The sequence below is a fragment of the Lutimonas vermicola genome (assembly GCF_038433205.1).
GTDB lineage: Bacteria > Bacteroidota > Bacteroidia > Flavobacteriales > Flavobacteriaceae > Lutimonas > Lutimonas vermicola.
In genome coordinates, this window is sequence record NZ_JBCDNA010000001.1 from 950,307 (window position 1) to 976,207 (window position 25,901).

At 37.9% G+C, this 25,901-nt stretch carries 18 protein-coding genes; 9 read left to right on the plus strand and 9 right to left on the minus strand.

Annotation, left to right across the window (positions count from 1 at the left end; all coding sequences use genetic code 11):
* Positions 1–187: 187 nt before the first annotated feature.
* Complete coding sequence (locus AABB81_RS04290) at positions 188–3,190, minus strand: MFS transporter (protein ID WP_342158858.1); 3,003 nt, start codon at positions 3,188–3,190, stop codon at positions 188–190.
* 119 nt (positions 3,191–3,309) lie between these two features.
* Here AABB81_RS04290 and ccsA point away from each other — a divergent pair, with 119 nt between their 5' ends.
* Positions 3,310–6,153 (plus strand): cytochrome c biogenesis protein CcsA, encoded by a 2,844-nt coding sequence (ccsA, locus tag AABB81_RS04295; protein ID WP_342158859.1) that lies wholly within the window; start codon positions 3,310–3,312, stop codon positions 6,151–6,153.
* Positions 6,154–6,516: 363 nt separating this feature from the next.
* Here ccsA and AABB81_RS04300 read toward each other — a convergent pair whose 3' ends face one another.
* Positions 6,517–9,693, minus strand: a complete 3,177-nt coding sequence (locus tag AABB81_RS04300) for a cytochrome c biogenesis protein CcsA (RefSeq protein WP_342158860.1) — start codon at positions 9,691–9,693, stop codon at positions 6,517–6,519.
* A gap of 135 nt (positions 9,694–9,828) precedes the next feature.
* On the opposite strand from AABB81_RS04300, the gene AABB81_RS04305 reads away from it, so the two are divergent.
* A complete protein-coding gene (locus AABB81_RS04305; RefSeq protein ID WP_342158862.1) occupies positions 9,829–10,551 on the plus strand; it encodes an OB-fold nucleic acid binding domain-containing protein in 723 nt (240 codons plus the stop codon).
* A gap of 10 nt (positions 10,552–10,561) precedes the next feature.
* A complete protein-coding gene (locus tag AABB81_RS04310) occupies positions 10,562–11,275 on the plus strand; it encodes a hypothetical protein (RefSeq protein ID WP_342158864.1) in 714 nt (237 codons plus the stop codon).
* Between the two features lie 137 nt (positions 11,276–11,412).
* Here the strand turns inward: AABB81_RS04310 and AABB81_RS04315 are convergent, their stop codons facing one another.
* The 7 genes from AABB81_RS04315 to AABB81_RS04345 form a co-directional block, all read right to left on the minus strand.
* Complete coding sequence (locus AABB81_RS04315) at positions 11,413–12,501, minus strand: cytochrome c3 family protein (RefSeq protein ID WP_342158866.1); 1,089 nt, start codon at positions 12,499–12,501, stop codon at positions 11,413–11,415.
* A gap of 22 nt (positions 12,502–12,523) precedes the next feature.
* Positions 12,524–14,488, minus strand: coding sequence for a hypothetical protein (locus tag AABB81_RS04320; protein ID WP_342158867.1), 1,965 nt, complete (start codon positions 14,486–14,488; stop codon positions 12,524–12,526).
* Complete coding sequence (locus AABB81_RS04325) at positions 14,485–15,333, minus strand: cytochrome c3 family protein (RefSeq protein ID WP_342158868.1); 849 nt, start codon at positions 15,331–15,333, stop codon at positions 14,485–14,487. The genes AABB81_RS04320 and AABB81_RS04325 overlap by 4 nt, the downstream gene beginning before the upstream one ends.
* A 77-nt stretch (positions 15,334–15,410) precedes the next feature.
* Positions 15,411–16,496 (minus strand): NHL repeat-containing protein, encoded by a 1,086-nt coding sequence (locus AABB81_RS04330; RefSeq protein WP_342158869.1) that lies wholly within the window; start codon positions 16,494–16,496, stop codon positions 15,411–15,413.
* Positions 16,497–16,695: 199 nt separating this feature from the next.
* Complete coding sequence (locus AABB81_RS04335; protein ID WP_342158871.1) at positions 16,696–17,259, minus strand: cytochrome c3 family protein; 564 nt, start codon at positions 17,257–17,259, stop codon at positions 16,696–16,698.
* 550 nt (positions 17,260–17,809) lie between these two features.
* The gene (locus AABB81_RS04340; protein ID WP_342158873.1) at positions 17,810–19,504 is read right to left on the minus strand and encodes a cytochrome c3 family protein; all 1,695 of its coding nucleotides are present in this window, start codon (positions 19,502–19,504) and stop codon (positions 17,810–17,812) included.
* A complete protein-coding gene (locus AABB81_RS04345) occupies positions 19,501–20,529 on the minus strand; it encodes a 6-bladed beta-propeller (protein ID WP_342158875.1) in 1,029 nt (342 codons plus the stop codon). The genes AABB81_RS04340 and AABB81_RS04345 overlap by 4 nt, the downstream gene beginning before the upstream one ends.
* A 362-nt stretch (positions 20,530–20,891) precedes the next feature.
* Here AABB81_RS04345 and AABB81_RS04350 point away from each other — a divergent pair, with 362 nt between their 5' ends.
* From AABB81_RS04350 to AABB81_RS04375, 6 genes are all read left to right on the plus strand, one after another.
* On the plus strand, positions 20,892–21,506 hold the full coding sequence (locus tag AABB81_RS04350; RefSeq protein ID WP_342158876.1) for a hypothetical protein: 615 nt from the start codon (positions 20,892–20,894) through the stop codon (positions 21,504–21,506).
* Between the two features lie 437 nt (positions 21,507–21,943).
* Positions 21,944–22,852: a 4Fe-4S dicluster domain-containing protein gene (locus AABB81_RS04355; protein WP_342158877.1), complete on the plus strand. Its 909-nt coding sequence runs from the start codon at positions 21,944–21,946 to the stop codon at positions 22,850–22,852.
* Between the two features lie 2 nt (positions 22,853–22,854).
* A complete protein-coding gene (nrfD, locus tag AABB81_RS04360; RefSeq protein ID WP_342158878.1) occupies positions 22,855–24,210 on the plus strand; it encodes an NrfD/PsrC family molybdoenzyme membrane anchor subunit in 1,356 nt (451 codons plus the stop codon).
* Positions 24,197–24,766, plus strand: a complete 570-nt coding sequence (locus AABB81_RS04365) for a hypothetical protein (RefSeq protein WP_342158879.1) — start codon at positions 24,197–24,199, stop codon at positions 24,764–24,766. The genes nrfD and AABB81_RS04365 overlap by 14 nt, the downstream gene beginning before the upstream one ends.
* A 32-nt stretch (positions 24,767–24,798) precedes the next feature.
* Entirely contained in the window at positions 24,799–25,212 is a 414-nt protein-coding gene (locus AABB81_RS04370) for a c-type cytochrome (protein WP_342158880.1), read from the plus strand.
* Positions 25,213–25,258: 46 nt separating this feature from the next.
* Complete coding sequence (locus tag AABB81_RS04375; RefSeq protein ID WP_342158882.1) at positions 25,259–25,567, plus strand: DUF6787 family protein; 309 nt, start codon at positions 25,259–25,261, stop codon at positions 25,565–25,567.
* Positions 25,568–25,901: the final 334 nt, after the last annotated feature.

Here is a 25,901-nt window from a genome sequence, read left to right on the forward strand (position 1 = left end):
AAACGGAACTCAAAAGGCCTCATTAATTAATCAGAATTTTGAATGTTATTTTAAAGCAAGTAATTGTAAGATTTCCTTTTTACCCTAAAAAAGCGCTATCTAGAAATCTAAACTCAAAATGATGGATATTTTAATATTTAATTGCCATTCACTATAGATTATCAGGAAATTAATCATTGAAATAAAATTAATTAATTTTGTTACATTGGGCAATCAAGAATTGAAACAATAACTTAGATTGGGGGTCTTCTGTCAAGTTGTTACTATTGGTGTACCAAACCCTCTGCGCTTTCTCCAGTTCATTTTGAACTATGTGCCCTAGCATAATCGTCGAAATGACATATTCTTTAGGATATCCTTTAAGTCCTTCACTGGTATTATTCAATAGTGATTCACCTAATTCAATCATAGTTTTTGCATCTTTGTGAACGGCCGCTCTAAACAGGGAGGCCCATTTTAGTTCTTCACTAGCCATAGTGGCATCTTCATATATCCCAATTGATTCCCATACCAGTTCCATTTCATGTGGAGTTAAGTATGGAGCCATTCGAATCGTTGAATAAAAGAACGAGGTAAATCGATTCTTATTAATTACACCACCTTTATCTTGGCCAAAAGAATTTTTAACCAATCTTGCTTCATCTCTTAAATTTTGTGGCAAATAATTATAATTTAGATTAAAATTATCGTGTAAATAAAAGTCTCTCAATGATATAGCTTCATTTGCACTAACACTCTGGTTATAGAAATAAGGGGTAGCAGTTATATTTGTAATATTCCATGGAAAAAACTCCATATTAAGCATTGAAATAACAGGATGAAATTGATGTGTAAAGTTGTATAATTCCGTTGCTTTTGACTTAAGAAATCGAGTTCGAGTAGCATTTTGATCTAATACCGGATAATAGTCGGAGTTGGCTGGTATAGTAAAGCTGGCTAAAAAAGGATCCATTGTTTTTTTATTACCAAAAAGACGAAATTCGATATCCTGAACTGTGTTAACACTTACATGGTTCAACGCTTTTTCAATTGAAGGCATTGATATTAATGTACTGTCTAAAGGAGGAAGTAGTCCGTTTTTTTTGGCAACAATTAAACATTCATCATGGTTCAATGCATACACTTCGAAATCAGAAAAATTTTGAGAAACTGCCTTTAAAACAGACGAAACTAAATTGATGTCCAAATCGTATAATTGTAGCCATTGTGCGAAAACACCATCATCATTGAGATGTGAATTAATCATTTTATAAAATTCTTCAGAAAATAACCCTGAAACCCCGCTCACCCATGGGTTTGAAGGTTCCGAAAGAATAATATCATATTTTTTTTGATGAGATGCGAAAAAACTCTTGGCATCATCAATTATTATAGTACTTCTGGGATCTGAAAAGACTACTTCTGATTGAGCTCCTAATAATTTCGCCGCGTTTACCATTTCCTTTTCTATCTCTATCGTATGAATGCTTTGAATAAGCGGGTTCGCAAGTACTGATTTTGTTGTAATTCCTGCCCCTAAACCAATGTTTACAACATGCTCTGCTTTTGGATTCAACGCCATCGGAATCACAGCCAATTGAATCATAGTAGACTCATCTATTGTTCCTAAAGGTCTTTCATCTTTATATATTGTTGCATCTGTTTTGCCATTAGTTCTTACACTTAACATTCCATCAAGTGCTTTATGTTCTATAACAGAAATGGAGGCGGTTTTTCCGTCTTCATGAAAAAGAACATTATTCTCCTCACTGCTAAAAAGTGAATCACGCCCTCTAAAAACTCCTGACCCCATTTTTAGCGTGTCTAGTTCTACAAAAAACATAATGCCACAAAGAGAAATTACTCCTATGGAAGCCATGATTACTTTTCGATTGAATTTATTTCGTACTTGTGAAAAGGCAAAAAGTAAAAAAATACCTAATGCAATGTCAATTCCGGCACCTAAACTAATCAACCCTTTTAATCCCAAGTAAGGCATCCCAATATGAACAGCGATAAATATACCAATAATTGCCCCGATTGTGTTCCATGCATACACGGAGCCAATGCTCCTTTCACCTCGAACACCTAAAAGAATGGTAGTAATAATAGGTAATGTCATTCCCGCACAAAAAGTGGTTGGAAACATAATGAGAAGTGCAATACCGTTACTTGAAAGGTTAAACAATAAATAACCATTAGCATCTTTATCCAAATTCTCTAAAAGCCATTGCATCAGGTTAAACGTATTTCCATAAATCAACAAGGTAGATAATGCCATCACCCCCATAATGATCTGAATATAACCCAAATAGGCAATTGGATTGGACATTTTATCTATGCGTTTTCGTATCCAAAGACCACCAAAAGCCAATCCAAAGATAAACGCACTCAGCATCAATTCGAATGCATGAGTGGATGTTCCTAATACCATATTAAGCATTCGAATCCAACCAATTTCATAGATAAAAGAAGCCATACCCGTAAATGAAGACACTCCTAATAAAACAAAAAGCAAAATCGATTTATTCTGCCCTCTCTCTTTTTTTTCTTCACTGGGTTGAATCGGGAGTTGGATATATTCTCTGTTTCTTCTAATAAGAACAATTATTGCGGCTACAATAAGAACATTCAATAAACCTGCTATTTTAATGGTTCCAGGTAATCCAAATTCTTTTACAAAATAAAACCCACTGATTAGAACGCCAATGGCTGCGCCAAGACTATTGGAAAAATAAAGCAGGCTTATGGTTTTACCTGGTGATTCAGGGAAAACACGAAGGATGGCCGCACTCATCAATGGAAAGGTTGCTCCCAATAAAATCGATTGGGGTAAAATAAGTAAAGCTGCTGATACCCACTTATACAAATTTATTGCCAATGGTGTATCTAAATTTTGAAAAACGGAGTTAAATGAAATCTCCAAGAATGAAGTGAAACTTTCGTGAAAAATAAGCGCTAAAACACCTATAATACCCTCTGCTATAGCATAGGCTAAAAACAATTTTCGCCATTTTATGGAATAAAAGCTGGTCAAATAAGATCCAATGGCCATACCTCCCATAAAAATAGTAAGCACCAAGGTCTGAGCATAAGCCGCATGCCCCAAAAACAGCTTTAAATAATGTGTCCAAATAGATTCGTAGATCAGACCAGTAAATCCGGATACGAAAAAAATAAAGAGAAAAATAATTTGGTGCCTATTTTTCATTTTAATAATTAAACAACAAAAGAACTAATTAATTTTGTGATTGAAGAAACAATTCTTTTGAAATTTACTATTTTTGACTGTACCTTATTACTAATAACTGGACTTTAGAGAATATTTTTATGAGAGAATTCTGGAATTTTCTTTTTTCTTCGAAATTCTCCATGTTACTTCTATTCGTATTCATCATTGTTATTGCTTCAGCTACATTTATAGAGAATTCATACGATACTACAACGGTAAGGCTGCTTATTTTCAATACCTGGTGGTTTGAACTGCTTATATTCATATTAGCCATGTTATATCTGGTAAATATGTATAGAAAAAACCTATTTCGAAAAGAAAAAATTCCGCAGCTTGTTTTTCATTTATCATTCATCATCATCCTTTTAGGGGCTGGCATAACCCGTTATTTTGGGTTTGAAGCTTATATGCATATTGGAGAAAATGAAAAGGTATCTACCATCTACTCTAAAGAACCTTATCTTCAAATCAGAACAATTGGCGGCGAAATTCAATATGCAAGTGATCGTCCTTTGTATTTCTCTCAGATTCAAAAAAATGATTTTCAGCTAAACTTTAGCTTACCTAATCAAATCGTAATAAAATACCTCGATTATATTCATAGTGCTAAACTAGTGTCTACCGAGGGTAGTGAAGAAATAAATTATGTCCCAGAAGAATCAGATCAGAAAAGTCCGGATGTTCTGGTCGTAGCGGTAATATCAAATGGCAAGGCCTATAAGGCGCATCTTATTTATGATACCACAAAATATATTCAGAAATTTCAGGAATTCAACTTCGACGGTTTAGCCATAGAAATGACCTATGGCCCCAAACCCTTTGAAATGCCTTTTTCACTGCAGTTGGAACGCTTTACTTTAGGTAAATATCCGGGATCAGATTTCCCGTCTTCTTCTGAAAGTGAAGTCCTTTTAATCGATGACAGGGTGAATGCAAGAGAACCTCATCTGATTTATAAGAACAATGTACTTGACTACAACGGCTATCGTTTTTTCCAAACTTCGTATGACGATGATGAAAAGGGAACTATTCTTTCTGTGAACTACGATTATTACGGAACGCACATTACGTATCTGGGTTATATATTAATGGTACTGGGAGTACTCCTGATCTTCTTTTCAAAACGATCGCATTATGCCCAATTAGATCATAAAATAAAGGAAATAAGAGCGAAAAGAAAAGCACTAATTTTGGGGATTTTATGCATATTCGGGGCTTCTGATTTTTGTTATTCGCAAGCTGACAATTACAACCCGATAGCTTGGGAACACAGCGACAAGTTTGGACATTTGATGGTACAAACCTATGATGGTCGTTTTTCATCTGTATACTCTTTAGCCACAGATATTTTGCATAAGCTTTCGGGTAAGAATAGTTTTACTACTAAAAAAGGTAAAAAACTGGATGTTATGCAAATCTTTTTAGGTATGCATGTGGATTCAGAATATTGGAAAGAACAAAAATTTATACGCATTAGGAACAAGGAACTAAGGGAAATGATTGGTGTTTCAGGAAAGTTTGCCTCCTTTAATCAAATTGACCACCCAGACCTGGCTGTTCAACTGCGTACTTTAGCACAAAATGCCTTTCAAAAAAAGGCCTCCGAGCAGACTAATTTTGATAAGGAATTATTAAAGGTTGTTGAAAGAATGAATGTTTTTGTTATGAGCACAAAAGGTACATTTTTACGGTTATTTCCTGTGCAAACAGCCATTAATAACAAATGGGTCAGCTATAGAGATAGCCTTGCAATGACGCCTATAACTGGTGATTTAATAAAAATCAATGAAGAATTGCAGTTGCCTGTACTTAATGGTAATAATTTAATGAAGACTTACTTTGTTTCAACGGTCAATGGCAGAAAAATAAATGATTACTCATTCTCCAACAAAATAATTGAACATATTAATACCCTGCAAAGAACACTAACATCTGCTGAAATAGTACCTTCTGAAACCACTATAAAATTAGAAGTAATTTACACGAAAACCCGCGTTTTTGATTACCTAAAATACATATTTGCCTTGCTAAGTATTGTTCTTTTAACCCTGTCATTTATCGAAAATTTCGCAGAGAAGCCTGGGAAAAAAATTCTAACCGCCATAAGAGTCACAGTTGCAATTTTTATAGCTGCTTTCCTGTTTCAGTCTGCCGGAATTGGACTTAGGTGGTATTTAAGTTCCCATGCACCATGGTCTAACGGATATGAAGTATTGTTGTTTGTTGCCTGGAGTGCTGTTTTAGGAGGATTTTATATGCTTAGATATTCGACGATAACCTTGGCTTTAACAGGGCTGACTGCAAGTCTTTTGCTAATGGTAGCAGGGCTGAGTTATTACGATCCTCAACTCACTAATTTAACTCCGGTATTGAAATCTTACTGGCTCATCATACATGTTGGAATAATTACAATAGGATACAGCTTTTTAGCAATAAGCTTTATGACAGGATTATTTAATATCATTCTGCAGATAATTACTCCCGAAAAAAAAATCAGGCTTTATACTTTGGGTATTCAGGAATCTACTTATCTCAACGAAAAAATAATGACTATTGGTATGTTTTTAACGCTTATTGGAACATTTATTGGAGGCGTATGGGCAAACGAATCATGGGGCCGTTACTGGGGATGGGACCCAAAAGAAACCTGGTCATTGATTATTGTATTAATTTACAGTGTTGTTCTGCATTTCAAATACATCCCTCAAATGAAATCAGCTTTGATATTTAATATTGGTTCGGTAATTTCCTTTGGAAGTGTTTTAATGACTTTTGTGGGCGTGAATTATTATTTCACGAAGGGTTTACATAGTTATGCTTCAGATGATGCTCCTGTTTTCCCGTTTTGGGCCTGGGTGGGCATTATTGGAATATTTTTGTTGATCGTATCGGCGATCTTCAAAGAGAATGTACATACAAAAATGCAGCAAAAACAACAGTAATTCTTCCATACAGGACGCACTGTTTCATTGCCGGAGCCAGATTCGTTTTTTTCATGATTAACAGAAGCCTGACTATCATATTTGTAAGCAAATAAGATATTATAAAGGCCTAATTTTAAAGGATATAAAACGATGTAAATTATTGTGCCAATGTTTACATAACCAGAAAAATTACTCAAATATTTTCAAAATTGACCTTCCGGATTCGGAAGGTCTTTTTTTTTGTTTTCATGATAAGCGCATCCCTTTTAAACGAAGTGATAAATCCATAAGATGTATCCCTGCCGCATGCCTGAAATCAAAGAACCCTGACCAGTTAAATGGTCAGGGTTCTTTTAAACCTGTATTAGGGTTTGCGTAATATCATTCTATTGCGTATTTTTTATTCTTTCGCTGTTTTATTCCGGCGGCAACAATAAATGCTACCAAACCTAAGATGGTAATCCAGGCCCACATTGGGAATACCGGAGTTTCTCCGCTTGCATAGGAGTGCATTCCTTTTGTAAAGTAATAATTTACGCCAATAAAGGTCATCAGTACGGAACCAAAACCAAATATGGCTGCAACATTAAATATGAATTCTCCTTTCATTTTTGGGGCCAGTCTCAAGTGCAAAATAATTGTATACACGATCGTTATGATCAGGGCCCAGGTCTCTTTGGCATCCCATCCCCAGTAACGGCCCCATGATTCGTTGGCCCAAACCCCTCCGAGAAAAGTTCCTATAGTGGCCAGCAGCAAACCAATGGTCAGGTTCATTTCATTGATATGGGTCAGCTCTTTTGAGATCAATGATAGGCGGGTAGCATTTTTAGGGTTTTTGACGAGGTAAATACCCATATTGAACAAGCCAAGCACAAAACCAAGACCCAAGAAGCCATAACTGATCGTTAAGGTGGCCACGTGTATGATAAGCCAGTAAGATTTCAATACCGGCTGCAGGTTGGTCAGTTGCGGATCATAACTGCTGTGTCCTGCCGTCATTAAGGTGAAGAAGGCCAGCAACGCCGTAGCAGCCAAAGTGATCTTGGAATAACGCATAAAACTGAAACCTGCAAGCAAACTTGACCATGACACCAAAACCAGGGCCTCATAACCGTTGCTCCAAGGGGCATGACCTGAAAGATACCATCGCATGATCATTCCGTAAGTGTGATATACAAAGGCCACAGCCAGGAAAGCTATTGCCACGTTCAGCACAAGGCTGAGTATCCTGTTCTTCTTAGCCCTAAGATTGTCCATAAAAGTGAGTATTAACAGAATGACACTTAACAAGGCATATACATTTTTAAGATTATTAAAAATATTGGATTTGTTATAACTGATCTCCCTTTCAATTTTCGTCTCACTCGGAACGAGGTCAGTCAGGCTGCTCTGTCTTTGAATGCTCTTGATATATCCCAGAATTTTATCGGCTCTGCCGTAATCTGCTGTTTTTGTAGCCTTTGACACTTCAAACATATAGGCGCGCATGATATTGTGATAGTCAAGCACTGGCAATTTCAGGTCGTCATTGATGATGCGCAGGCTTCCGGTAATGGGTTGTTTCGCCAACGGATCATCCCAGCTTACCCATTTGTTGTTATCTGAATTCTGTACGGGGAAAATATCGAGCATACTGCCCTGCATAGTCATCATAAAAACCTCGATCCTTTCATTGAGCCTGATCAGCTCCTTGTCAAACTTGTTTCTTTCTACTTCTGCTTTTCGAAAGGCCGATTCAGAAAAATCCTTGAGTTTGAATTCATTATTTTGATCAAAGAAATCTTTAAACGAGGCATATTTTCCTTTGATTCCAATAATGTCGGCTACTGATTTTTCCCGCACATAAATAATCTTCTGGGTCTTCCAGAATTCGGCATTAAGTGCAATATCAAAAAACACCTGCATCAGGGTCATCTCTCCCCGACGTCCGGGGATGTCAAATTTGTCCTTTCTTGAAATTTTGTGCATTACGTCGACGGCAAGGGTATGCACAGGTGCAAATCGTCCGTCATAGGTTTGAACAATGAGTTCTCCAAACTGATCTGCATGTGTTTCACTCACTGAATAAGGATTGATCTCATGCTGGTGGTTTTCCTGTGCAACAAGGCTTCCCGTCATTAAAAATCCGATCAGCAGAACGGCCAGTGCCTTTCTTTTTTCTCTCAGGTGCCTTATTTTGCCCATTAATTCCCAGTATCTCGAGTTTTTATTGAACAAGGTCCAGACAAAACCGATGATCAACAAGGCATAGCCGACATAGGTCACCATGGTACCTGCAAAATCGTGATTCACAGAGAGAATGGTCCCTTTTTCATCCTGGTCATAAGAAGACTGAAAAAAACGGTACCCCCCATAATCCAATACATTGTTCATAAAGATCCTGTGGTCCTTTCTAAGGCCTTTATTCGGATCTATCAGGGTGACTTCACTCGCGTAAGAAGAAGGGCTCATAGACCCAGCATAACGGTCCAGTTCAAACTTGTTGAGCTGTAAAGAAAACGGCAACTCTATTTTCTTTGAGCCATAGGCAAGATTCAGGTCCAGACCCTCGATTGTAACAGGCTGGTACGCTTCAATATAGCCGGGGCCTCCTAAAACAGCAACCTCCTTTGACAGGCCATTGAATGTCACGTCAAGCAGTAAGGCATTGGGCGCCCTATTATCATCTTTGCTTCTGACATATTTTATTTTAGCATTTTTGAGCAATTTGGTCATCACCACGGCAATGCCTGATCCCTGAGGTTCATAAAGTTTCTTGGTCTCGAACTTTACCTGTCCCATTGCAGGGTATTCTTCAACAGTCATCGCAGGCATGGCAGTTACTTTCATCGGTTCCGGATAATTGACAAACAGGTTTCCATTGTCGCCTGTAATGCGCAAAGCATAAGGATTCGACGGGTTATTGAAGGATATTGGGAATTCATGTGTCGATTTGATCTCGCCATCTCTCAGTACGATTTCATCTTTATGGCCCTGAATGCTGATGGTCAGGTAGATTACGCTGATGTCTCCGTCTTCTGCCTCTTCAAAAGTTTCTACCGCATTTTTAATATGATCCTTGAAGGCGATCTTCAGGTTTCCCTTTTCACCGATCTCCAGTGACTCCTCAAAACTGTTGTCGGTTTTAGCACCCAGCAAAAGCGGTTTTTCCCAATTGAATTCCTCCCCGCCTTCAGATGCCTTAGCACTCAGAAAGGCCTGGTCAGTAAAAATATAATCAGATGACCCGCCTTCACGAATGTGCATTTTACCTTCATATCCTATATAACGGGTTATGGCAGCACCAACAATAATAATGATAAAGGCCGCATGAAAAATTAACCCTGATAATTTCTTTCGGGTCAAAAAATGATACCTTTTTATGGTGCCAAAGAAGTTAAGGATCATTAAGACCATGACCAATTCAAACCAAAAGGCATTGTATACCCAGACCTTTGCAGTGACGGTGTCATATTCATTTTCTATAAAGGTGGCTGCCGCCAAAGCAATTGCGTAAATCACCAGCAGGCCAAGTGTCGTTCTTGGGGAAAATATTATTTTTAGTAGTTTTTTCATGGTATCTGAATTGTGAATTTCTTATGATACAAAAGTAACATTCACATTTAAATTTTGACCTGATTTTAATCAGGTCTGTAAAGACATTTATTAACTATTTTTGTTGGATAATCATTAAACTAAAAAAATCAGAACATGAAAATTTTACTAAACTTATCTATTTTGTTCCTGTTATTTATATCATGTAATAAAGGGTCAAAAAACGATCGTACCAATGATTCAGAAATTCACCAAGCCATTGTGCAGGAAGTATTGCACGTAAGAGAATACACTTATTTAAGGGTACTTGAAAACGGCCAGGAAAAATGGATCGCAGCGCCGATAACCACTGCTGAAACCGGCAAGACCTATTATTATGGTAAGACGATGGAAATGAAGAATTTTGAAAGCAAGGACCTGAATAAAACTTTTCCAACTATTTATTTTGTAGAAAAGATAAGCGAGACGGAAGCCGATGCAAAATTGCCGGTGATATATGAAGCTCCTGTGGCTGATCCGCATATGTCAAACCCTGAAGCCATCAAACCCGTGATTGAAAAAGCGAGCGTACAAGTTGAAAACAAAGGGGATGCCATCAGTTTGGCAGACTTGTTTAAAAACAAGGAAAGCTATCAGAACAAAATGGTTACCATAAAAGGAGAGGTCACTAAATTCAATCCTGCGATCATGAAAACCAATTGGATACATCTTCAGGATGGTACTGATTTCAACGGTGAATTCGATCTTACTGCAACGACCAGTGCAGAATTAAAAGTAGGTGATGTTGTTACCTTAAAAGGAAAAGTTACCCTCAACAAAGATTTTGGTGCCGGATATTTTTATGCCATTATTTTGGAGGATGCTCAAATATTGAATTAAAAAAATACAAATGAAAAACTTAAAAAAATTATTTGCCATAGGACTGCTCCTGTTTTCCATTCATGTCCTGGCGCAGGACCCGCATTCAGAAAGTGGCTTAAAAAAAGTTATCGTGCAGGAAATTTTGCAGGTAGAATCCTATACTTACTTAAATGTGCTTGAAGAAGGCGCGAAAAAATGGCTGGCAGTTCCAAAAATGGAGGCTGACTTAGGAGGAGTATATTACATTAAGGAAGGCATGGAAATGCGTGATTTCGAAAGCAAGGAATTAGAGAGAAAATTTGATACCATCTATTTTTTAAGATATATCACCAATGCTGACTTTGCAGTTGCTGAAGAAGGACTGGCTGATCCAAATGCTGTCTCCCTGGATAAGGCATCTGCAAAGCAACCAACCCTTGACCAGCTGAATCTTGTAATGGATTCTGTTGCAGGCGGGGTTCGTATTGGCGACTTGTTTAAAAACAAAGATCTGTATGCAGGTAAAAAAATAAAGATCAAAGGAGAGGTGACCAAGTTCAGCCCACAGATCATGGCAAAAAACTGGGTTCATTTTCAGGATGGAACAAATTTTGAGGGAGCTTATGACCTGATGGTAACCACCCAGGAAACCCTCAAAGTGGGAGACCAGGTTGTATTTGAAGGGGTTATATCCTTAGACCAGGATTTCGGTGCGGGTTATGCTTATAAGGTCATTATGGAGGAGGCCGTTGTAGTCAAATAAGAAGGGTTTAAAAGTTTAAAGGCCTTATGCAGAACACTGTTTCATAAATTGAGCACCATTTACAGCTTGTAGATAAACATAAAAAGACCGATACTTAAGTACCGGTCTTTTTTACAACTATTTATTATGAATGTTTTTTATTCGACGGCTACCACCGGAACCCTTGAATAACTTCTTTCTTTATGACAGCCTGTGGCACAGGTACCACCATTCTCATTGTCTATATAATTAAGCGGCATGTCCCAACGCCCGAATTTTACCGTTGTACCAATCAGTTTGGTATTGTTGGCCGCATGAATATCATGACAGGTGGTGCAATTACGTCCCTTTTCTTTGTTGACATGCACATAATGCAAATTGCGGTCACCGGTTCTGAATTGTGTTACAGTAGTCGTTTTTTCCTCTTTCAAAAGATTCGGGTTATGGCAGTCAAAGCACAGGGTAAAATTCTCTGGTATGCCTTTGGCATAGCTCCCGATGGTGAAATTTTCGGTCAGCAATAATTTTCTGTCCGAAAAATGCGGGTTATGGCAAGAGGTGCATTTCTTTTTTAGTGCCTTGTGCTCATAGGAGCTTTCAGCTAAGTGCTGACCTATATTTGTCAATATGGTGCCGTCTTCTTTTTTAATGCTCTTGTTGTGACAATTTAAACACAATTGCCTGCTTTTATCCAGCAATAACTTTTTTTGCTTTGAAGCATGCGGGGTATGGCACTGGGTACAGGCATCGCCTTCAAAAGAGGCTGTATGCAAGGTTTTGGCCATACCCTGTTTGTCTTTAAACTCGGTATGGCAGGTAAAACAAAGTTCAGGGGCCCTTGCTTTTAAAAATTTGGGATCTTCAGAGCTGTGTACCTCATGGCATGTGGCACATTCTCCTTTTTTTAAGGGTTCATGTTTATACCTCAGATCGTGCTCTTCCTGTAATTCTGTATGGCAGGAGTAGCAAAGCTCTGCGCCCTCTGCGTAATAATTAAAACCCACTACCCCTTCTTGCGGGTGCTTTTTCCCGTTGGTCTCATGACAGCTGCTGCAGGCGGTAGCGGCGGGGCCGTGCAAAATACTCTTGTTAACAACTGTCTTATGGCATTCCACACAGGCGTTATCTGCTCCGGTTTGTGCTACAAGAGGCGGCCCGATAAACAATACGAGCAGGCATATATACCTGACAATCCAAAACCTGTAAAGGTCTCTGTTGCTTTTCCATAAATTTTTTAAAGTTTTCATAATAAACAGTTGTTAATTAAGATTAAAAATTTCTCTGAAGTTTTATATACGTATTTACATATTTTGATGCAAAATCCTGCAAAGGAACATGTCTTTCATAATAATTTGCCCCGAATGACAGTTCCAGCTTTTTCCAACGCTGCTTTAATTCAGTTCTTCCAGATGCCAGCAGATAATCCTGAATATCTCCCTGTTGTGATGAAAAACTCAAATTAAAAAACAATCTTGTGTTCCGACTTATATTATACATAATATCTGATGAGAATGTCATCAACAAATTGGTATCTCCTTCTCTAAAATAAAGGACATAGTCATTGATCATGCCGGTAAATTTATAATTCAACTTTCGGCCAATATTACCCGTGGCACTGACATAATAATTCCAAAGTTTATGCGGTAATACCGAACCATCAATATCTTCATAAAAAATACCTGCTCCAAACATTTTATAGCGCATATGCAACCCTATTTTGTACTGCTTGAATTCATTGAGTCCGAGATTATCAATATTGCCTGAAAGTGCCGTATATTTTCTAAACGAATTCATATAGTTCAGCCTGATCAACTCATCAAAAAAAGTAAGGTTGATATCCAAAAAACTGCCCGGGCTCTCGTATTCATAAGAACCCAATTGCAAGGCACTATAATCAACAAACACACTGGTATTGTTGGGAATGGCACCTCCTATCAATCGCTGAATCTCAACATTCACTCCTCTTTCAACCAATAAATAATCAATGTTTTCCTGATAAAAAACAGTATTGGTCACATCTTTTACCAGTACGGTTTCGAGAAGCACATTTGGATTGTTCAGAATATTGATCTGCCCATCACGAAGCAATTGATTTTCGTTAAAAACATTGATGACACTTAAGGTATCCTGACTCTTTCTAAGCTGATTTTCAAATGCATACTTATATCTGACATCAAGCTTTCCTTTGATGGGCTTGATCTGTTTATTGTAATTGACATTTAAGCTCAGCACGGTGTTTGTAAGACTGAAATCTTCCTTCTGATCAAGATCGTTATAATTCATGTCTACACCGATAGTAAAACTTTCGTAAAGACTATACGCAAGTCCTCCTGAATATCTTAATTCATTGATGAGCTCCTCATTTCTTTTGCCCCACCTATAAGCAAATGTACTACCAAAATGGAAGTTCTTGGCTAAAGGGATATTAATTGATTCAGTAAGCGCGGCATTTTTGGTTTCAAAAGTACCTGACTGATTCTGGATAGATATTCTGGACCTTAAAGGAATGCTCTTTTTTCTGTTTAAAAATAAGCTGTTTGAAAGATAAGCATTCATCAGGTTGTTACTGTTTGAAAAAAGGTTTTTTGATTCAGATAAGGTATTTTGAAGGTTAAAGAATAATTCGTTCCAGTCATTTTTAAAAAATGATTTGTTTACTTTTGCCCTGAAGCCAGTAGATGCTGTAACTAATTCTCTGTCGGTTAAATTATCAAGTTCCCTGTCTGTTCTGTGTTCAAAATTTGCATTTATCTTATAATCTTTCTCATATTTAAAATCAAGTCCATACCTGTTTGTCGCAATATCCCGGTCATAAAACCGGTCTTCACCGCGTTTTTCATCATGCCTGAGGTAGGCATTCAGATTATAATCCAGGGTTTGGAAAAAACGGGCCAGAATATTATACTGAGCCGTAGAAAGGTTGTTTAAATAGTCGGGCATTAGTGAAGAAACCACCTCCCCGAACTGTGGCTGGTAACCGCCGGAAATGCTCAGTGTCAAAAAATTGGGATGGTAAACATAGCTTTGTGTGGCCAGGAATCCACCCACTCCATAATGGTAACCATAATGAAAGCCTTGTTCGTCTTCAAAAAAAGTATTATTAAACTGACCGTTTACGTTTATATTACCAGAGTATGACATAAGTTTAAAAGGTGTTATTTTATAACTCCTGTTTTGAGCGTTGAACTCAATAGCAGCCAGGAAAAGTAACAATATGATGATGGGCTTTCTCATTTCAGTCGAGGGGGATTGATTAAAAGAAATGATTCGTTTCCACCATGCGGGTCATGGCATTTTATACAATCCTGTTGCTTTGCAGTAAGATGGTAGGCTTCGCTATAAATATCCTTAGCACTATGACAATCCAGGCACAGTTCTTTGCCTTGGGCCACCAGTAATTTTGATTTTTTTGAATCATGTGATTCATGACAAACACCACATGATCCTGCAGACACAGGGCCATGAAGGATGGGTTTATTTTCAGTTATGCTGTTGTGGCATTTAAAACAGGCATCTTTATTTAAAAACATCCTCGTTTGCCCCCCGTGCGGGTTATGGCAACTGATACAGCTCTCTTCGGCTATATCCTTATGGAACTTATTGGCCGACACGTCATCTATGTCATGACACTGTAAACAAAGATTCTGTTCTTTGCTGTACAGCAGCTGTTTATTGTCTGACTTATGAGGATCATGACATTTGACACACTGCCCAAAGCCAACAGGTCCATGAGTCACTTTATATTGTCGTTTATACCCATTATGGCAATGAAAACACAATTCCTGCAAGGGCAACTTTGCTTTGGTCCTGTTCTTTTCATCATGACATTCAAAACATTTTCTTTCCTTGTAGGGAGGATGGATGCTTCCTTTGATGGGGGCAAGCACCTTCTGCACCATTTGAATTCCTGTTAGTGTATCCTTTTCAACTGCAAACACAGTATCTTTAATGACTACCGCATAAGGATCCGGCACCCCGTCGAAAAAAAAACTTTTCACCTTATAACTGTCGGAAGTTGAACAGCCCGAAAAAAACAGCAGCATACCTAACAAAACAAATATGGAATAATCTTTATTCATGCTGTCTGGAGATCTATCATCGCGCCTTGGATGGCCACGCAGGGAAAGTGAATAACTGATCTCTGTTTTAAAAATTGTTATTTCAATTCAATGCGCCCATAGGCCATCAAATTTTTTCCACCGGTTTGATTTACCACATAAACCACATATTTTAACCGGTATCTGGAATCCACAAACTGCTTAAAATAATCGTTGTTATTATAATCAATAGCCATTGAGGTCGGAAACATGATTCCCGGTGCCCATTTATCTTCTTCTATTTGATAAGGGAAACCAAAGGATAGTAATGCCTGCCCCTCTCGATTAAACACCTGAACGAGTCGTGTGGTGGAATCAACCACCAGAATATTGCCTTCGCGATCAACGGCTATACTTTTTGGCCTGTTGAATAATCCGTAACCATTGCCCTGACCTCCAAAACTTTTGACAAGATTAGCTTCATGGTCATATACCTTTACTTTATAGGCACCGGCATCAAGAATATAGACAAACTCATCATCCAGGTCAAAATCCATGGGCATGTATACAAAATCATCATTTTCAACGATCACATCTTTTTTAGGGATCTGGTCTATCCATTGATGCGTCTCTTTGCTGTAAATGTTGATTCTTTTTGTAGCTAAATCACTGATATAGATCCTATCTCCTTTTATCCTGATCCTGGAAGGCCTTTCGTTTTCGGGAACCTTAAAATCATATTTTAATTTTCCTTTGTTATCAAAGACCATAATGGTTGCAGTTTTTGAATCCAGTATATACCTGTCGTCATTGGTATCTACAAAAGCAGATAAAACAAAAGTAAGGTCCTTGTGAAAAGGTTTGAACTGGGTAAATGATTCAGTTTCCAGATCAATGATATTAAGACCTTTTAAACCGATATCTGCCACATATATTTTTGATTTTTCTACAGTTATTCCATAAGGCTTGCTCATAAATTCAAGTTTAGAGGCCCCTATAACAGATTCCTCGAATCTGGATTGTTTTTCAATATCCTTGTTGGTGGAGATCCCTTTTAGGTATTGAAAATGGGCAGTATCAGCATTTTTGGGGTAGAATATTTTATCAGCTGCATTGCTCTTTTGATCCGGCTGTAATTTTGGGGAACAAGAAGAGAAAACAGCAAAAACAGTTATCAAATACAGTAATGGATGTATGATTTTCATGTGTAAAAATATTAGGTTAAAAGTGTACTTTTATATCCTTACAAAATTAGCTTAAAACTTATAATTAAAACATGATAAACGTCAGCTACAATAATTTGTAAACCACTTATAAACAACACTATATGTTAAAAAAAATATATTTTATATAAAATAAAAAAGGCGGTATAAATACCGCCTTTTTCTAATTCATACACAATCATTATTTAACATGACAAGTCAAGCAAAGCGCACTGTCATCATTCGTTACTCTTAATAATTTCGAAATAACGGCAGGCTGGTGCATACTATGACAAGAAGCACATTCTACTGTATTACCAGCACCATAGAGGTAACCACCAGCAGCAATTAAAACAGCTGGATCAACCATTTGCTGAAGTCCAGCATCTGTTGCATTTGCAGGATAGGTAACTGAAATTGGATGGTCATTAGACAAGTCCAATTCAAAGTTGGCATAAGAATCCGCAGCTTGCATTGCAAGAGCTCCTGTGGCTCCACCATAAGCATCTAAATTAGCGGTACCATCATGGCATCCCAGGCATAAGGCTGAGGCACCTGAAGGAGCAGTAATTGTACCTTCAATAGTACCTCCCTCAGGATACGTAGTAAACGCTGCTCCATTAGCAGCGGTGTGATCCCATAAAGGAAGCTCAGTTGTTGCGTTGTGAGGTGTATGACACACGGCACAAACTCCATTACCGTCTCCTGGAAGCGTGGACTTAGCAAAGGTATAAGGAACCCCTTGGTCACCACCGGTACCATCCATAAAGTTATGTGCAGCATTTTTGTCTGCTCCACCTAATTCTTTTGCAGTAAATTGTGAGTAAGCAAAAGTCACAAAAAAGACTGCTGTCAGTGTTAATATAAAATTTTTTGTTCTCATAAGGATTAATTTAAATTAAAAGTTTTTTTAAATATTTAAAATTATTATCATGTATAAATTTAAAAGGTAAAACGACCTTAAAACGATGATTTTTATCATGTTTTGTGACTTTGGTTACATTTATATGTGCTTTTTTAACATTTTTTTAATACTATTTTATAACTATTTGATTTGGTGGCTTTTAAAAATGACTATTGTTTATATCTTGAAAATCATATTAAAATTTAAGATAGCGTTAGATGTTGATTTGCAACTTTTTACATTATTTATATTGTGTCTAAATAAAGTCTGGTGTCTCAATTTTAGGAATATAAGAACACTTATGACTAAAAAAATAAATCGGACTAAATTGTCCTTTATTATTTAAAAGGAGGATGTTATGAAATGGTTTTTTGCGAGGTTGTAATCAAATTGAAAGAATAAACCTTATTCATCAATAATCATCCCCATCTGCACTATGGGTATAATTGACGACCCCCCTGGGGTCATGGCAGGTCATAAAACACTTTTTTTGATCAAGGTCGATCAGTTTTCCATTCACAGGGTTAGGCTGAATAACCGCCTGGTCAAAGTTAATGCCGTAAGCATTTTCTGTCAAATTGCCTCCCTCATAGCCATGTGGATCATGACAGGCATTACAGCCAATGGTTTCCATAAAATGACCTTCACTGATCTGGGTGTGTATATTGGTAACGGCATTTACCTCATGACATTCAAAGCACAGAGTGAAATTACTCTGGATCAACGAAGGCCAGGCCTTACCTAATAATGGGGTCTTGTCCATAATATAATTGGCCTTTAAAATTCGCGGGTAAATGGAACCGTGGGGCCCTGTTGGTGCATTCTCATCATCACTGGAATGGCAGGATGAACAGTAGATCATACTGCTCGCATTATAAGGACTTATAAGGCCTCGAGGATTGGTGTTTTTGCCTTGCTCCAAAACCGGGTGCATGGAAACATTATTAGGGTCAAAATCCAGCCTTGTATTGGAAGAACCCAGATAGCGCGTTGTATTTTGTTGTACCATGGGGTTGTCAGCATGGCAGCGAAAACAGATCTCATATTCAAAATTAGATGCATTGATTTCTGAACCGAATTTATCAACTCCTTTCACATTCAAATTGGCACCCTTTACAAAAGGTGCCTGGGCCTCTGTTCCATTTGCAGCATGTGCATTATGGCAATCCACACATTCCACGTGCTTGGTTTTATTGACATCTGACTCAACCGGATCGTGAATTCCAGAATAGGCATATACATCGTGCCTGTACGCTTTAGAAAACTCTGTTTGAATATTCGATTCTGTAACGTTACCATTATGGCAATCCAGGCAATTGTCCTCTTCAGGTAAATGCTTTAACAAGCGTTCTTTCCCGGCAGCATTATGCGTATCATGGCAATTGGAACATCCGTTTTCAGCCACATTCGCATAAGGAGAATCCATATGGGACCATGGATTTGGAGAAATACCATTCCATATTTTTCCTGCCGTCTTATGGTCACTGGTATCCCAATATTTCTTGTCATGACAGGTATAGCAGAGCTCAGAAAATTGGTTGGATTTTTTTAAAAAATTCCCTTCCAGGTTCTTATGAGAGTCATGGCATGATGTACATTGTAATTTATTGTTTTTATCCAAAACATGTAATGGCAATGTTGACGGCTGAATCAATTCTCCATCCGAAACGGCTACATTGGAATCATATGTAAAGGAAATAGGATGGTCATCCGACAGGTCCGTACCCAAATTACCCCTTTTGGTCATGGAATGAGAAAATGACATACTATTCGGGTTTTTATAAGTATTACCCATAGCAACAGTTCCGTCATGGCATGACAAACATAAAATGGAGGTTCCGTCGGGCTGACCCGGATTGGCATCCAGGGTCGAACTATCATATAAGGTGTAAACCGCACCTGACTGTTTACGGTTCCACATGGGCCCTTTCGGATTGGCAGTATGGTTGGTATGGCAAAATATGCAAACCCTGGAATCATCCATTGTTTTTACCCTGCCCTTTCCTGTAGCTGACAAGTTGTGCTTAGACTGGGAGACTCCCTGCCCCAGTACCCTGCCCGCAGGCAAAATAAATAAAATCAATATGAGGATCGCTATTTTATTCATTTTGTAAAAATCAATTCAAAAACCTGTATTCTTTTGTTATAACTGTCGGCCACATAAATGTGATCGTTCTGGTCAATAAAAATTCCGGAAGGCATCCAGAATTCACTTTGGTTCCTGCCCTGCTTACCAAACTGGTATAAATAATTTCCCTGCTGATCAAAGATCTGTACCCCGTGAAACAAAGCGTCCACGAGGTAAATATGACCATGGCTGTCTGTGGCTATTCCTTTAGGGCTTGCTATAAAACCAGTACCATTGCCATTTTCACCAAACATGGAAACAAAATTACCCTCTGCATCAAAGATCTGAATGCGGTAGTTCAGCGCATCCACAACATAGGCCTGGCCCTGTTTGTCTATCCAGATAGAAGTGGGATAATTGAACTCTCCGGGCCCACTGCCTCTTTGTCCGAAAGACCTGAGCTTATTTCCGCTGAGGTCAAGAATCGAAACCTGGTGAGCACCGGTTTCAACTACCCAGATTTCATGGGCCGATGCTGCGTAAGCTATCCCGGTAGGCTGCTGGAGTTTTAATTGTGGATGTAACGGCTTCAGTTTTTTCTGATCCTCATTCAAAACATAGATCATATTGAGTTTGGAATCTGTAAATAATAAATCTTTGTTAGGCATCATACAAGCAGCCACCAATGAAGGGAAAACACTGTCGCTTTTGCGCAGTAAGCGTGGAATTTCCAATTCCGACTCGTCAGTGAAGAAAATGGTTCCGTTTCCCTGGTCAAGTACAATATTTTCATTTCTATTCAACGGGATCACAGACATGGGTTTCTGAAAAGAGGTCAGTTCACCTTTTCCAAGTAACAAACGTTTGAGCCATCCCTTTTTTTCAACAGCCCTCTCAATATTCTTTTCAGGGATCTGTTTGATCCAACGCACCTGGTTCTGATCAAAAAAATCAAGTACATCCACATCAAGTGTGTCCTGCGCACTTATATTACCGGCATGAAACAAGAACACAGCCAGGCAACAATAATATGTTAAAGTTTGGATTAACTGCCTGATTATCATAATGTATTGATTCTTTATTGCCTTCATCAAAAAATAGATGCTTCTATAGCAAAATTAGCATATTAGGTTCAGCTGAATTATGACGATTATCATGTAAATCTGAGTACCCATGCCGCTGAAAACCCATGATATAAGAGAAAGATCAACGTGTCGCAATTGTCTTACATCCATTGCTTTGATTCATTTGTCAAAATAGGTATATATATATGGTGTACGGATTCATACCTCATCATACTTATTTCATCAATAAAGCTTTCCTGTAAAATCGTTGTTCCTTGTAGTTCGAGACCGGAACAAATTATATGACATAAGACATATTTATTGCTTTGATTATTTATTAGTTTTGTTTTTTAATATTGTTCATGATGAAATCTAATATGCGCCTTCTTATTTTATTATTCCTGTCATTTCAGTCATTGGCCTACAGCCAAAGTCAATCCCTGCAATTATCACCAACTTCTGAGTCGCCCAAAGTTGATGGTATGGTTTCACTGAAAGAATGGCAAGGTTCTTTAAAGCTGGAGATGAAGAGAACCCCAAAATGGAAAGTCGGTATTCAGGTTACCTATGATAAAGAAAATATTTATGTGGCTTTTAGCAATCTTGCTTATCCTGAAATGCCTAAACTGAATGCAGAAGTAATGATCCAAACTGATTTGAGCACCAACGATTGGAGCGACAATACCTTTTGGTTTCATTCGTCGTACAGTAATTGTGAAGCTCAGGGAAAATATTATTACTGGGAATCCTGCTCTGATAATGCAACTGGATGGGAGGCAAATACCTTTCCCCTGGAAAAAGGTAAACCACATATGGAATTTAAGATTAGTTTTTCCAAACTTCAATTGGAATCTCCTGCTCCCGGAACAAAAATAAGGCTTGCCTTTAAGCTAAGTGATGCCAAAGAATTTCACACCTACTGGCCTTCTGATGCCTCCATACAAAAACCAGCAACCTGGGGTGTTGTCATTTTTTAAATAAAAAAATCTTTTTTGTTTTTTTATTTAAAAAGCACCTCGTTTTGATTTCAAACCTGATCCTTTAGGCCGTCTTAATATTTATTGAGAAATAGTTGTCTTTACAAGGCGCAGCAATCAAATCCTGTTTTAAAACTGATGTTTTAATCCAAACAATCACATGCATTTTCAGCTGTATTATTCTTTCTCTGTTGATTGAGAACATTGAATTGTAACCTAAGTCACAATTCTATGATTAAAGTCATAAAATCTGTGATTTTAACTTTTTAGCTTTGAATCGTTTTAAGTTGCTAAGTTCTTTTGAAATTATGTTTTAAGATAAATCATTGATGAAACGAGAAAATGACTGGAAACCGATGTTTTGATCCTAAATAAATTCACTTGTACGTGCATCACAAAGAAACGATAATCTAAATTCTTACATATACTTTAAGCTTATGGATGATAAAAATTCCAAAATAGACTCTAGAAGACTTTTTTTAAAAAAACTATCTGCCGGCGGGGTCATGGCGGCCTCTGGTCTGGGTATGCTATCACTTGATTCCTGTAAGGAAACTTCTAAAGAAAAAACAACGGTAATGACCCCGGAAGGGAAGCTGGTACAGATTCCAAATTCAGAAATTCATGAATTAGAGCACGGTCATCCTGCGGCTAATCCTACCGAGGCGCGCATAGGAATTCCGGGAAAAAAATATGTCATGGTAGTCGATCTGGCCAAATGTAAAAATGCAAGGAAATGCGTAGCCGCATGCGACAAGCATCATAAATTAACCCCGGAAAGGCCTTATATCAAGGTTCTCAAAATGCAGGACAACGAAAAATCATCACCTTACTGGATGCCAAAAACATGTTTTCATTGTGATAATCCTCCATGTGTAAAAGTTTGCCCGGTTGGTGCAACCTATAAACGAACCGATGGTATCGTCCTGATAGATAATGAGCGTTGCATTGGATGCCGTTTTTGTATGGCAGCCTGTCCGTATTCAGCACGGGTTTTTAACTGGGGTGAGCCGCCAGTTGCAGATCAAAATGAAGACTATTCACCTGAAACGAGCATGCCGAGCAAAATAGGAACTGTAGCAAAATGTGATTTCTGCCCTGAAATGTGTCGCAACGACAAACTTCCCCATTGCGTCACAGCATGCCCTAACGGGGTGGTTTATTTTGGAAATGAGTTAGATGACTCAGTCACCAATGGAGAAGAAACAGTCAGGTTGTCAACACTGCTCAAGAAAAAAGCCGGATATCGCTATCTAGAGGATCTGGGCACAAATCCACGTGTTTATTATTTACCTCCTGTTAACAGGTTATTCCCATTCGAAAAAACCACTCAAGAAAATAGTTAATCATGAAAAAAATAGACATAACAAAGCAAAAATATGCATCTCCCAGGGAAAAGGACCTGTTGAAACATGTTGTTGAAACCTCCTGGCGATACAAACTTTGGATGGGTTTTCTTCTCGTCATAATTCTGATCGGAATGTACGCCTATTACCGTCAGGTGCGTTACGGGCTTATCGTCACTGCCATGAGGGATTTTACCTCCTGGGGAATTTATATCTCCAATTTTGTGTTTTTCGTTGCCGTAAGCCTTGTAGGATCTTTGTTTAGCTGCATTCTTAAACTAAATAAGAACTACTGGTCAAAACCCCTGGTCAGGATTTCAGAGGTAATTGCCGTTTCTGCCATCATGTGTGCGGCGGTGATCATCATCATAGATATGGGTCGCCCGGACAGGTTTTTTTATGTAATAAAATACATGAGAATTCAATCTCCGATCATCTGGGATGTTATTATCATTTCAACTTATCTCATTCTAAGCATCCTCTTGTTGTATATTTCGATTCTTCCCGATATAGCCATCTGCCGTGATCGTTTGACAGAAGTGGCAAACTGGAAAAAGAAAATGTACAAATTTTTATCCATCAACTGGATTAATCATCCTAAGCAAAAAGCAAAACTTGAAAGAATGAGCAAAATGCTGGCCATTGTGGTGCTGCCTATCGCATTTGCCATTCACACGGTTACTTCATGGTTATTTGCCACAACATGGCGGCCTGGATGGGACAGCACCAATTTGGGCCCTTATTTTGTTTCAGGCGCGTTTATGGCAGGTGCCGCGGTAATTATCGTCGCTATGTATATTATCAGAAAACAATTGAAATTACAAGCTTATATAACAAACTCCCATTTTGATAAAATGGGCAAGTTACTGGTATTGTTATCACTTGTTTATTTATACTTCAATATTAACGAATATTTAGGCCCTGCCTTTAAAATGGTTGGGGTTGAAGGAGAACATATAACCGAATTGTTTGTGGGTCACTACGCGCCTATGTATTGGCTTGTTCAAATCGGAGGACTGATTCTTCCTATTTTATTGTTGATGTTCAAATGGTTCCGCAGGCCGGTCCCTATTTTAATCATTTCAATCTGTGTTATTTTAGGAGCCTGGTTCAAAAGGTTTCTTATTGTAATCCCTTCTTTACAGCATCCCTACCTTCCAATTCAGGATGTTGATGAATCTTATCTCACTTATCACCCTACCTGGGAAGAATGGGCCATTACTTTTGCCTCTTTTGCCTCTTTGCTCTTCTTTATCACAGTACTCATGAAAATATTTCCGGTACTGCCTGTTGAAGAAGAAGAACTTGTTGCCGAAACCGTTGTTGAATCCAATATTTTACAAAATGAAAACCAATAAAAAAACATACCATCTTAAGACAGCAATACTCTTGCTCATAAGCATGTTCTTGTTCAATTTTTCTTCTGTTTACGGACAGGAAACCATGAAAAACGCCAAGGTTTCCCTTTCATTTTCAGAAGAGGATGGAGCCAAAAAGGTCACCGCGCTTGCTGTTGAAGAAGATGGCACGCCGATTGAAGATCTTGAACTGAGTTTTTATGTTCAAAGAACTTTCAGCTTGCTTCCAATCGGAGGTTTCTTTAATACAACAGATGAAAATGGAGAAGTTGCAGTTGATTTTCCGGATGACTTGCCCGGAGACTCGATAGGCAAGGTAAAAATCGTTGTGAAAATATTAGAATCAGACCTGTATAATGACCTTACGGTGGATGAGGGCAAAAATTGGGGTGTAATAACCACTGTAAATGATTCAGAGGAAGAAAGGACCTTATGGGCCGCATCGGCTAATGCTCCATGGCCTTTGATATTTGCCACAAGTGCGATGATCATAGGTATATGGATCGTGTTCTGGTTCATTATCAGTGAACTGTATAAAGTTAGTAAAATCAAATAATCTTAATTATATATAAATAAAACTCAATCATTATGAAAAATCAATTTTTAATTGTTAGTACCATTGTTATAGCAAGTTTTGCTTTAGTTTCAATGACTGTAAAGGATTTCGAAATTCAGGATCCCTGGGAAGTTCCTGCCAAATATGAAAAAATGCAAAACCCGCACGTTGGAGATGCTGACGCAGATCAGGTCGGAAGAATGCTTTATAAAGAACATTGCGCTTCATGTCATGGTACTAAAGGAGAAGGAGATGGTAAAAAAGCCGATACAGTAGATACTGAAGTACCTGATTTTACCGATGGCACCTTATCGGAACAATCTGATGGAAGCTTGTATTATAAAACCTTTATAGGGCGCGATGACATGCCAGGTTTTCAGGAAAAAATTTCAGATGAAAAACAACAGTGGCTTATCGTAAATTACATAAGAACTTTAGGAAGTTGATTACTTCTTTTCATGAATTTTATTCATCTCAAAAAATAGTAAAAAAATGGATAAACTAAAACAACGCTGGGGGATTGAATCTAACTTTCAGATACTGGTTATTTTTACAGTATTTGCCATAAATGGCTCTTTTGCCGTCTATATTGCAGATCCAATTACCAGTTTTCTTGGAATTTCTTTAGAAACCATGACGCCTTTATTGTTTTGGCCGATTCGAATTTTCCTTATTTTTGTTGTTTATCAGATCACTTTGGTTATTGTAGGGACGATTTTCGGGCAAAAAAAATTCTTTTGGAACATGGAAAAAAAGATGCTGAAACGTTTGGGATTCAGGCGGTTTTTTTTGACGAAGTAAATTCACTGAAAGTTTGAGCAGGTAATTTGAAGCAATAGTGCCAATCAAGAAATTTGATCAGGATCTTATCATTATGACTGATAAGAATGACGGTTTCTTTTTTGAAATACCATTTTCGATTAAGCATGTATGGGCTTGTTTAAAAACTATCTTTAGATGGAAGCTCATACCTGTGAACAACCTGTGAACAAAGGTTTAAGTACAGCTGCATAATTCAATGTAGCTGTATTTTTTTATTGACTCTCAGTATATTACCTTTTATGGAGAGCAGATTCTCGCAACAATTTTGTTTCCCCAGCACCAGGCAAACCTCCATTTCGATTTTTATTAAGAT

What these genes read in the sequence shown, in the direction of transcription:
- AABB81_RS04325 (WP_342158868.1), bottom strand. Translation starts at nt 15,333, where the DNA reads ATGAATAAAGATTATTCCATATTTGTTTTGTTAGGTATGCTGCTGTTT.
- AABB81_RS04345 (WP_342158875.1), bottom strand. Translation starts at nt 20,529, where the DNA reads ATGATAATCAGGCAGTTAATCCAAACTTTAACATATTATTGTTGCCTG.
- AABB81_RS04290 (WP_342158858.1), bottom strand. Translation starts at nt 3,190, where the DNA reads ATGAAAAATAGGCACCAAATTATTTTTCTCTTTATTTTTTTCGTATCC.
- nrfD (WP_342158878.1), top strand. Translation starts at nt 22,855, where the DNA reads ATGAAAAAAATAGACATAACAAAGCAAAAATATGCATCTCCCAGGGAA.
- AABB81_RS04330 (WP_342158869.1), bottom strand. Translation starts at nt 16,496, where the DNA reads ATGAAAATCATACATCCATTACTGTATTTGATAACTGTTTTTGCTGTT.
- AABB81_RS04340 (WP_342158873.1), bottom strand. Translation starts at nt 19,504, where the DNA reads ATGAATAAAATAGCGATCCTCATATTGATTTTATTTATTTTGCCTGCG.
- AABB81_RS04315 (WP_342158866.1), bottom strand. Translation starts at nt 12,501, where the DNA reads ATGAAAACTTTAAAAAATTTATGGAAAAGCAACAGAGACCTTTACAGG.
- AABB81_RS04300 (WP_342158860.1), bottom strand. Translation starts at nt 9,693, where the DNA reads ATGAAAAAACTACTAAAAATAATATTTTCCCCAAGAACGACACTTGGC.
- AABB81_RS04310 (WP_342158864.1), top strand. Translation starts at nt 10,562, where the DNA reads ATGAAAAACTTAAAAAAATTATTTGCCATAGGACTGCTCCTGTTTTCC.
- AABB81_RS04335 (WP_342158871.1), bottom strand. Translation starts at nt 17,259, where the DNA reads ATGGATGGTACCGGTGGTGACCAAGGGGTTCCTTATACCTTTGCTAAG.
- AABB81_RS04320 (WP_342158867.1), bottom strand. Translation starts at nt 14,488, where the DNA reads ATGAGAAAGCCCATCATCATATTGTTACTTTTCCTGGCTGCTATTGAG.
- AABB81_RS04365 (WP_342158879.1), top strand. Translation starts at nt 24,197, where the DNA reads ATGAAAACCAATAAAAAAACATACCATCTTAAGACAGCAATACTCTTG.
- AABB81_RS04350 (WP_342158876.1), top strand. Translation starts at nt 20,892, where the DNA reads ATGATGAAATCTAATATGCGCCTTCTTATTTTATTATTCCTGTCATTT.
- AABB81_RS04375 (WP_342158882.1), top strand. Translation starts at nt 25,259, where the DNA reads ATGGATAAACTAAAACAACGCTGGGGGATTGAATCTAACTTTCAGATA.
- AABB81_RS04370 (WP_342158880.1), top strand. Translation starts at nt 24,799, where the DNA reads ATGAAAAATCAATTTTTAATTGTTAGTACCATTGTTATAGCAAGTTTT.
- ccsA (WP_342158859.1), top strand. Translation starts at nt 3,310, where the DNA reads ATGAGAGAATTCTGGAATTTTCTTTTTTCTTCGAAATTCTCCATGTTA.
- AABB81_RS04355 (WP_342158877.1), top strand. Translation starts at nt 21,944, where the DNA reads ATGGATGATAAAAATTCCAAAATAGACTCTAGAAGACTTTTTTTAAAA.
- AABB81_RS04305 (WP_342158862.1), top strand. Translation starts at nt 9,829, where the DNA reads ATGAAAATTTTACTAAACTTATCTATTTTGTTCCTGTTATTTATATCA.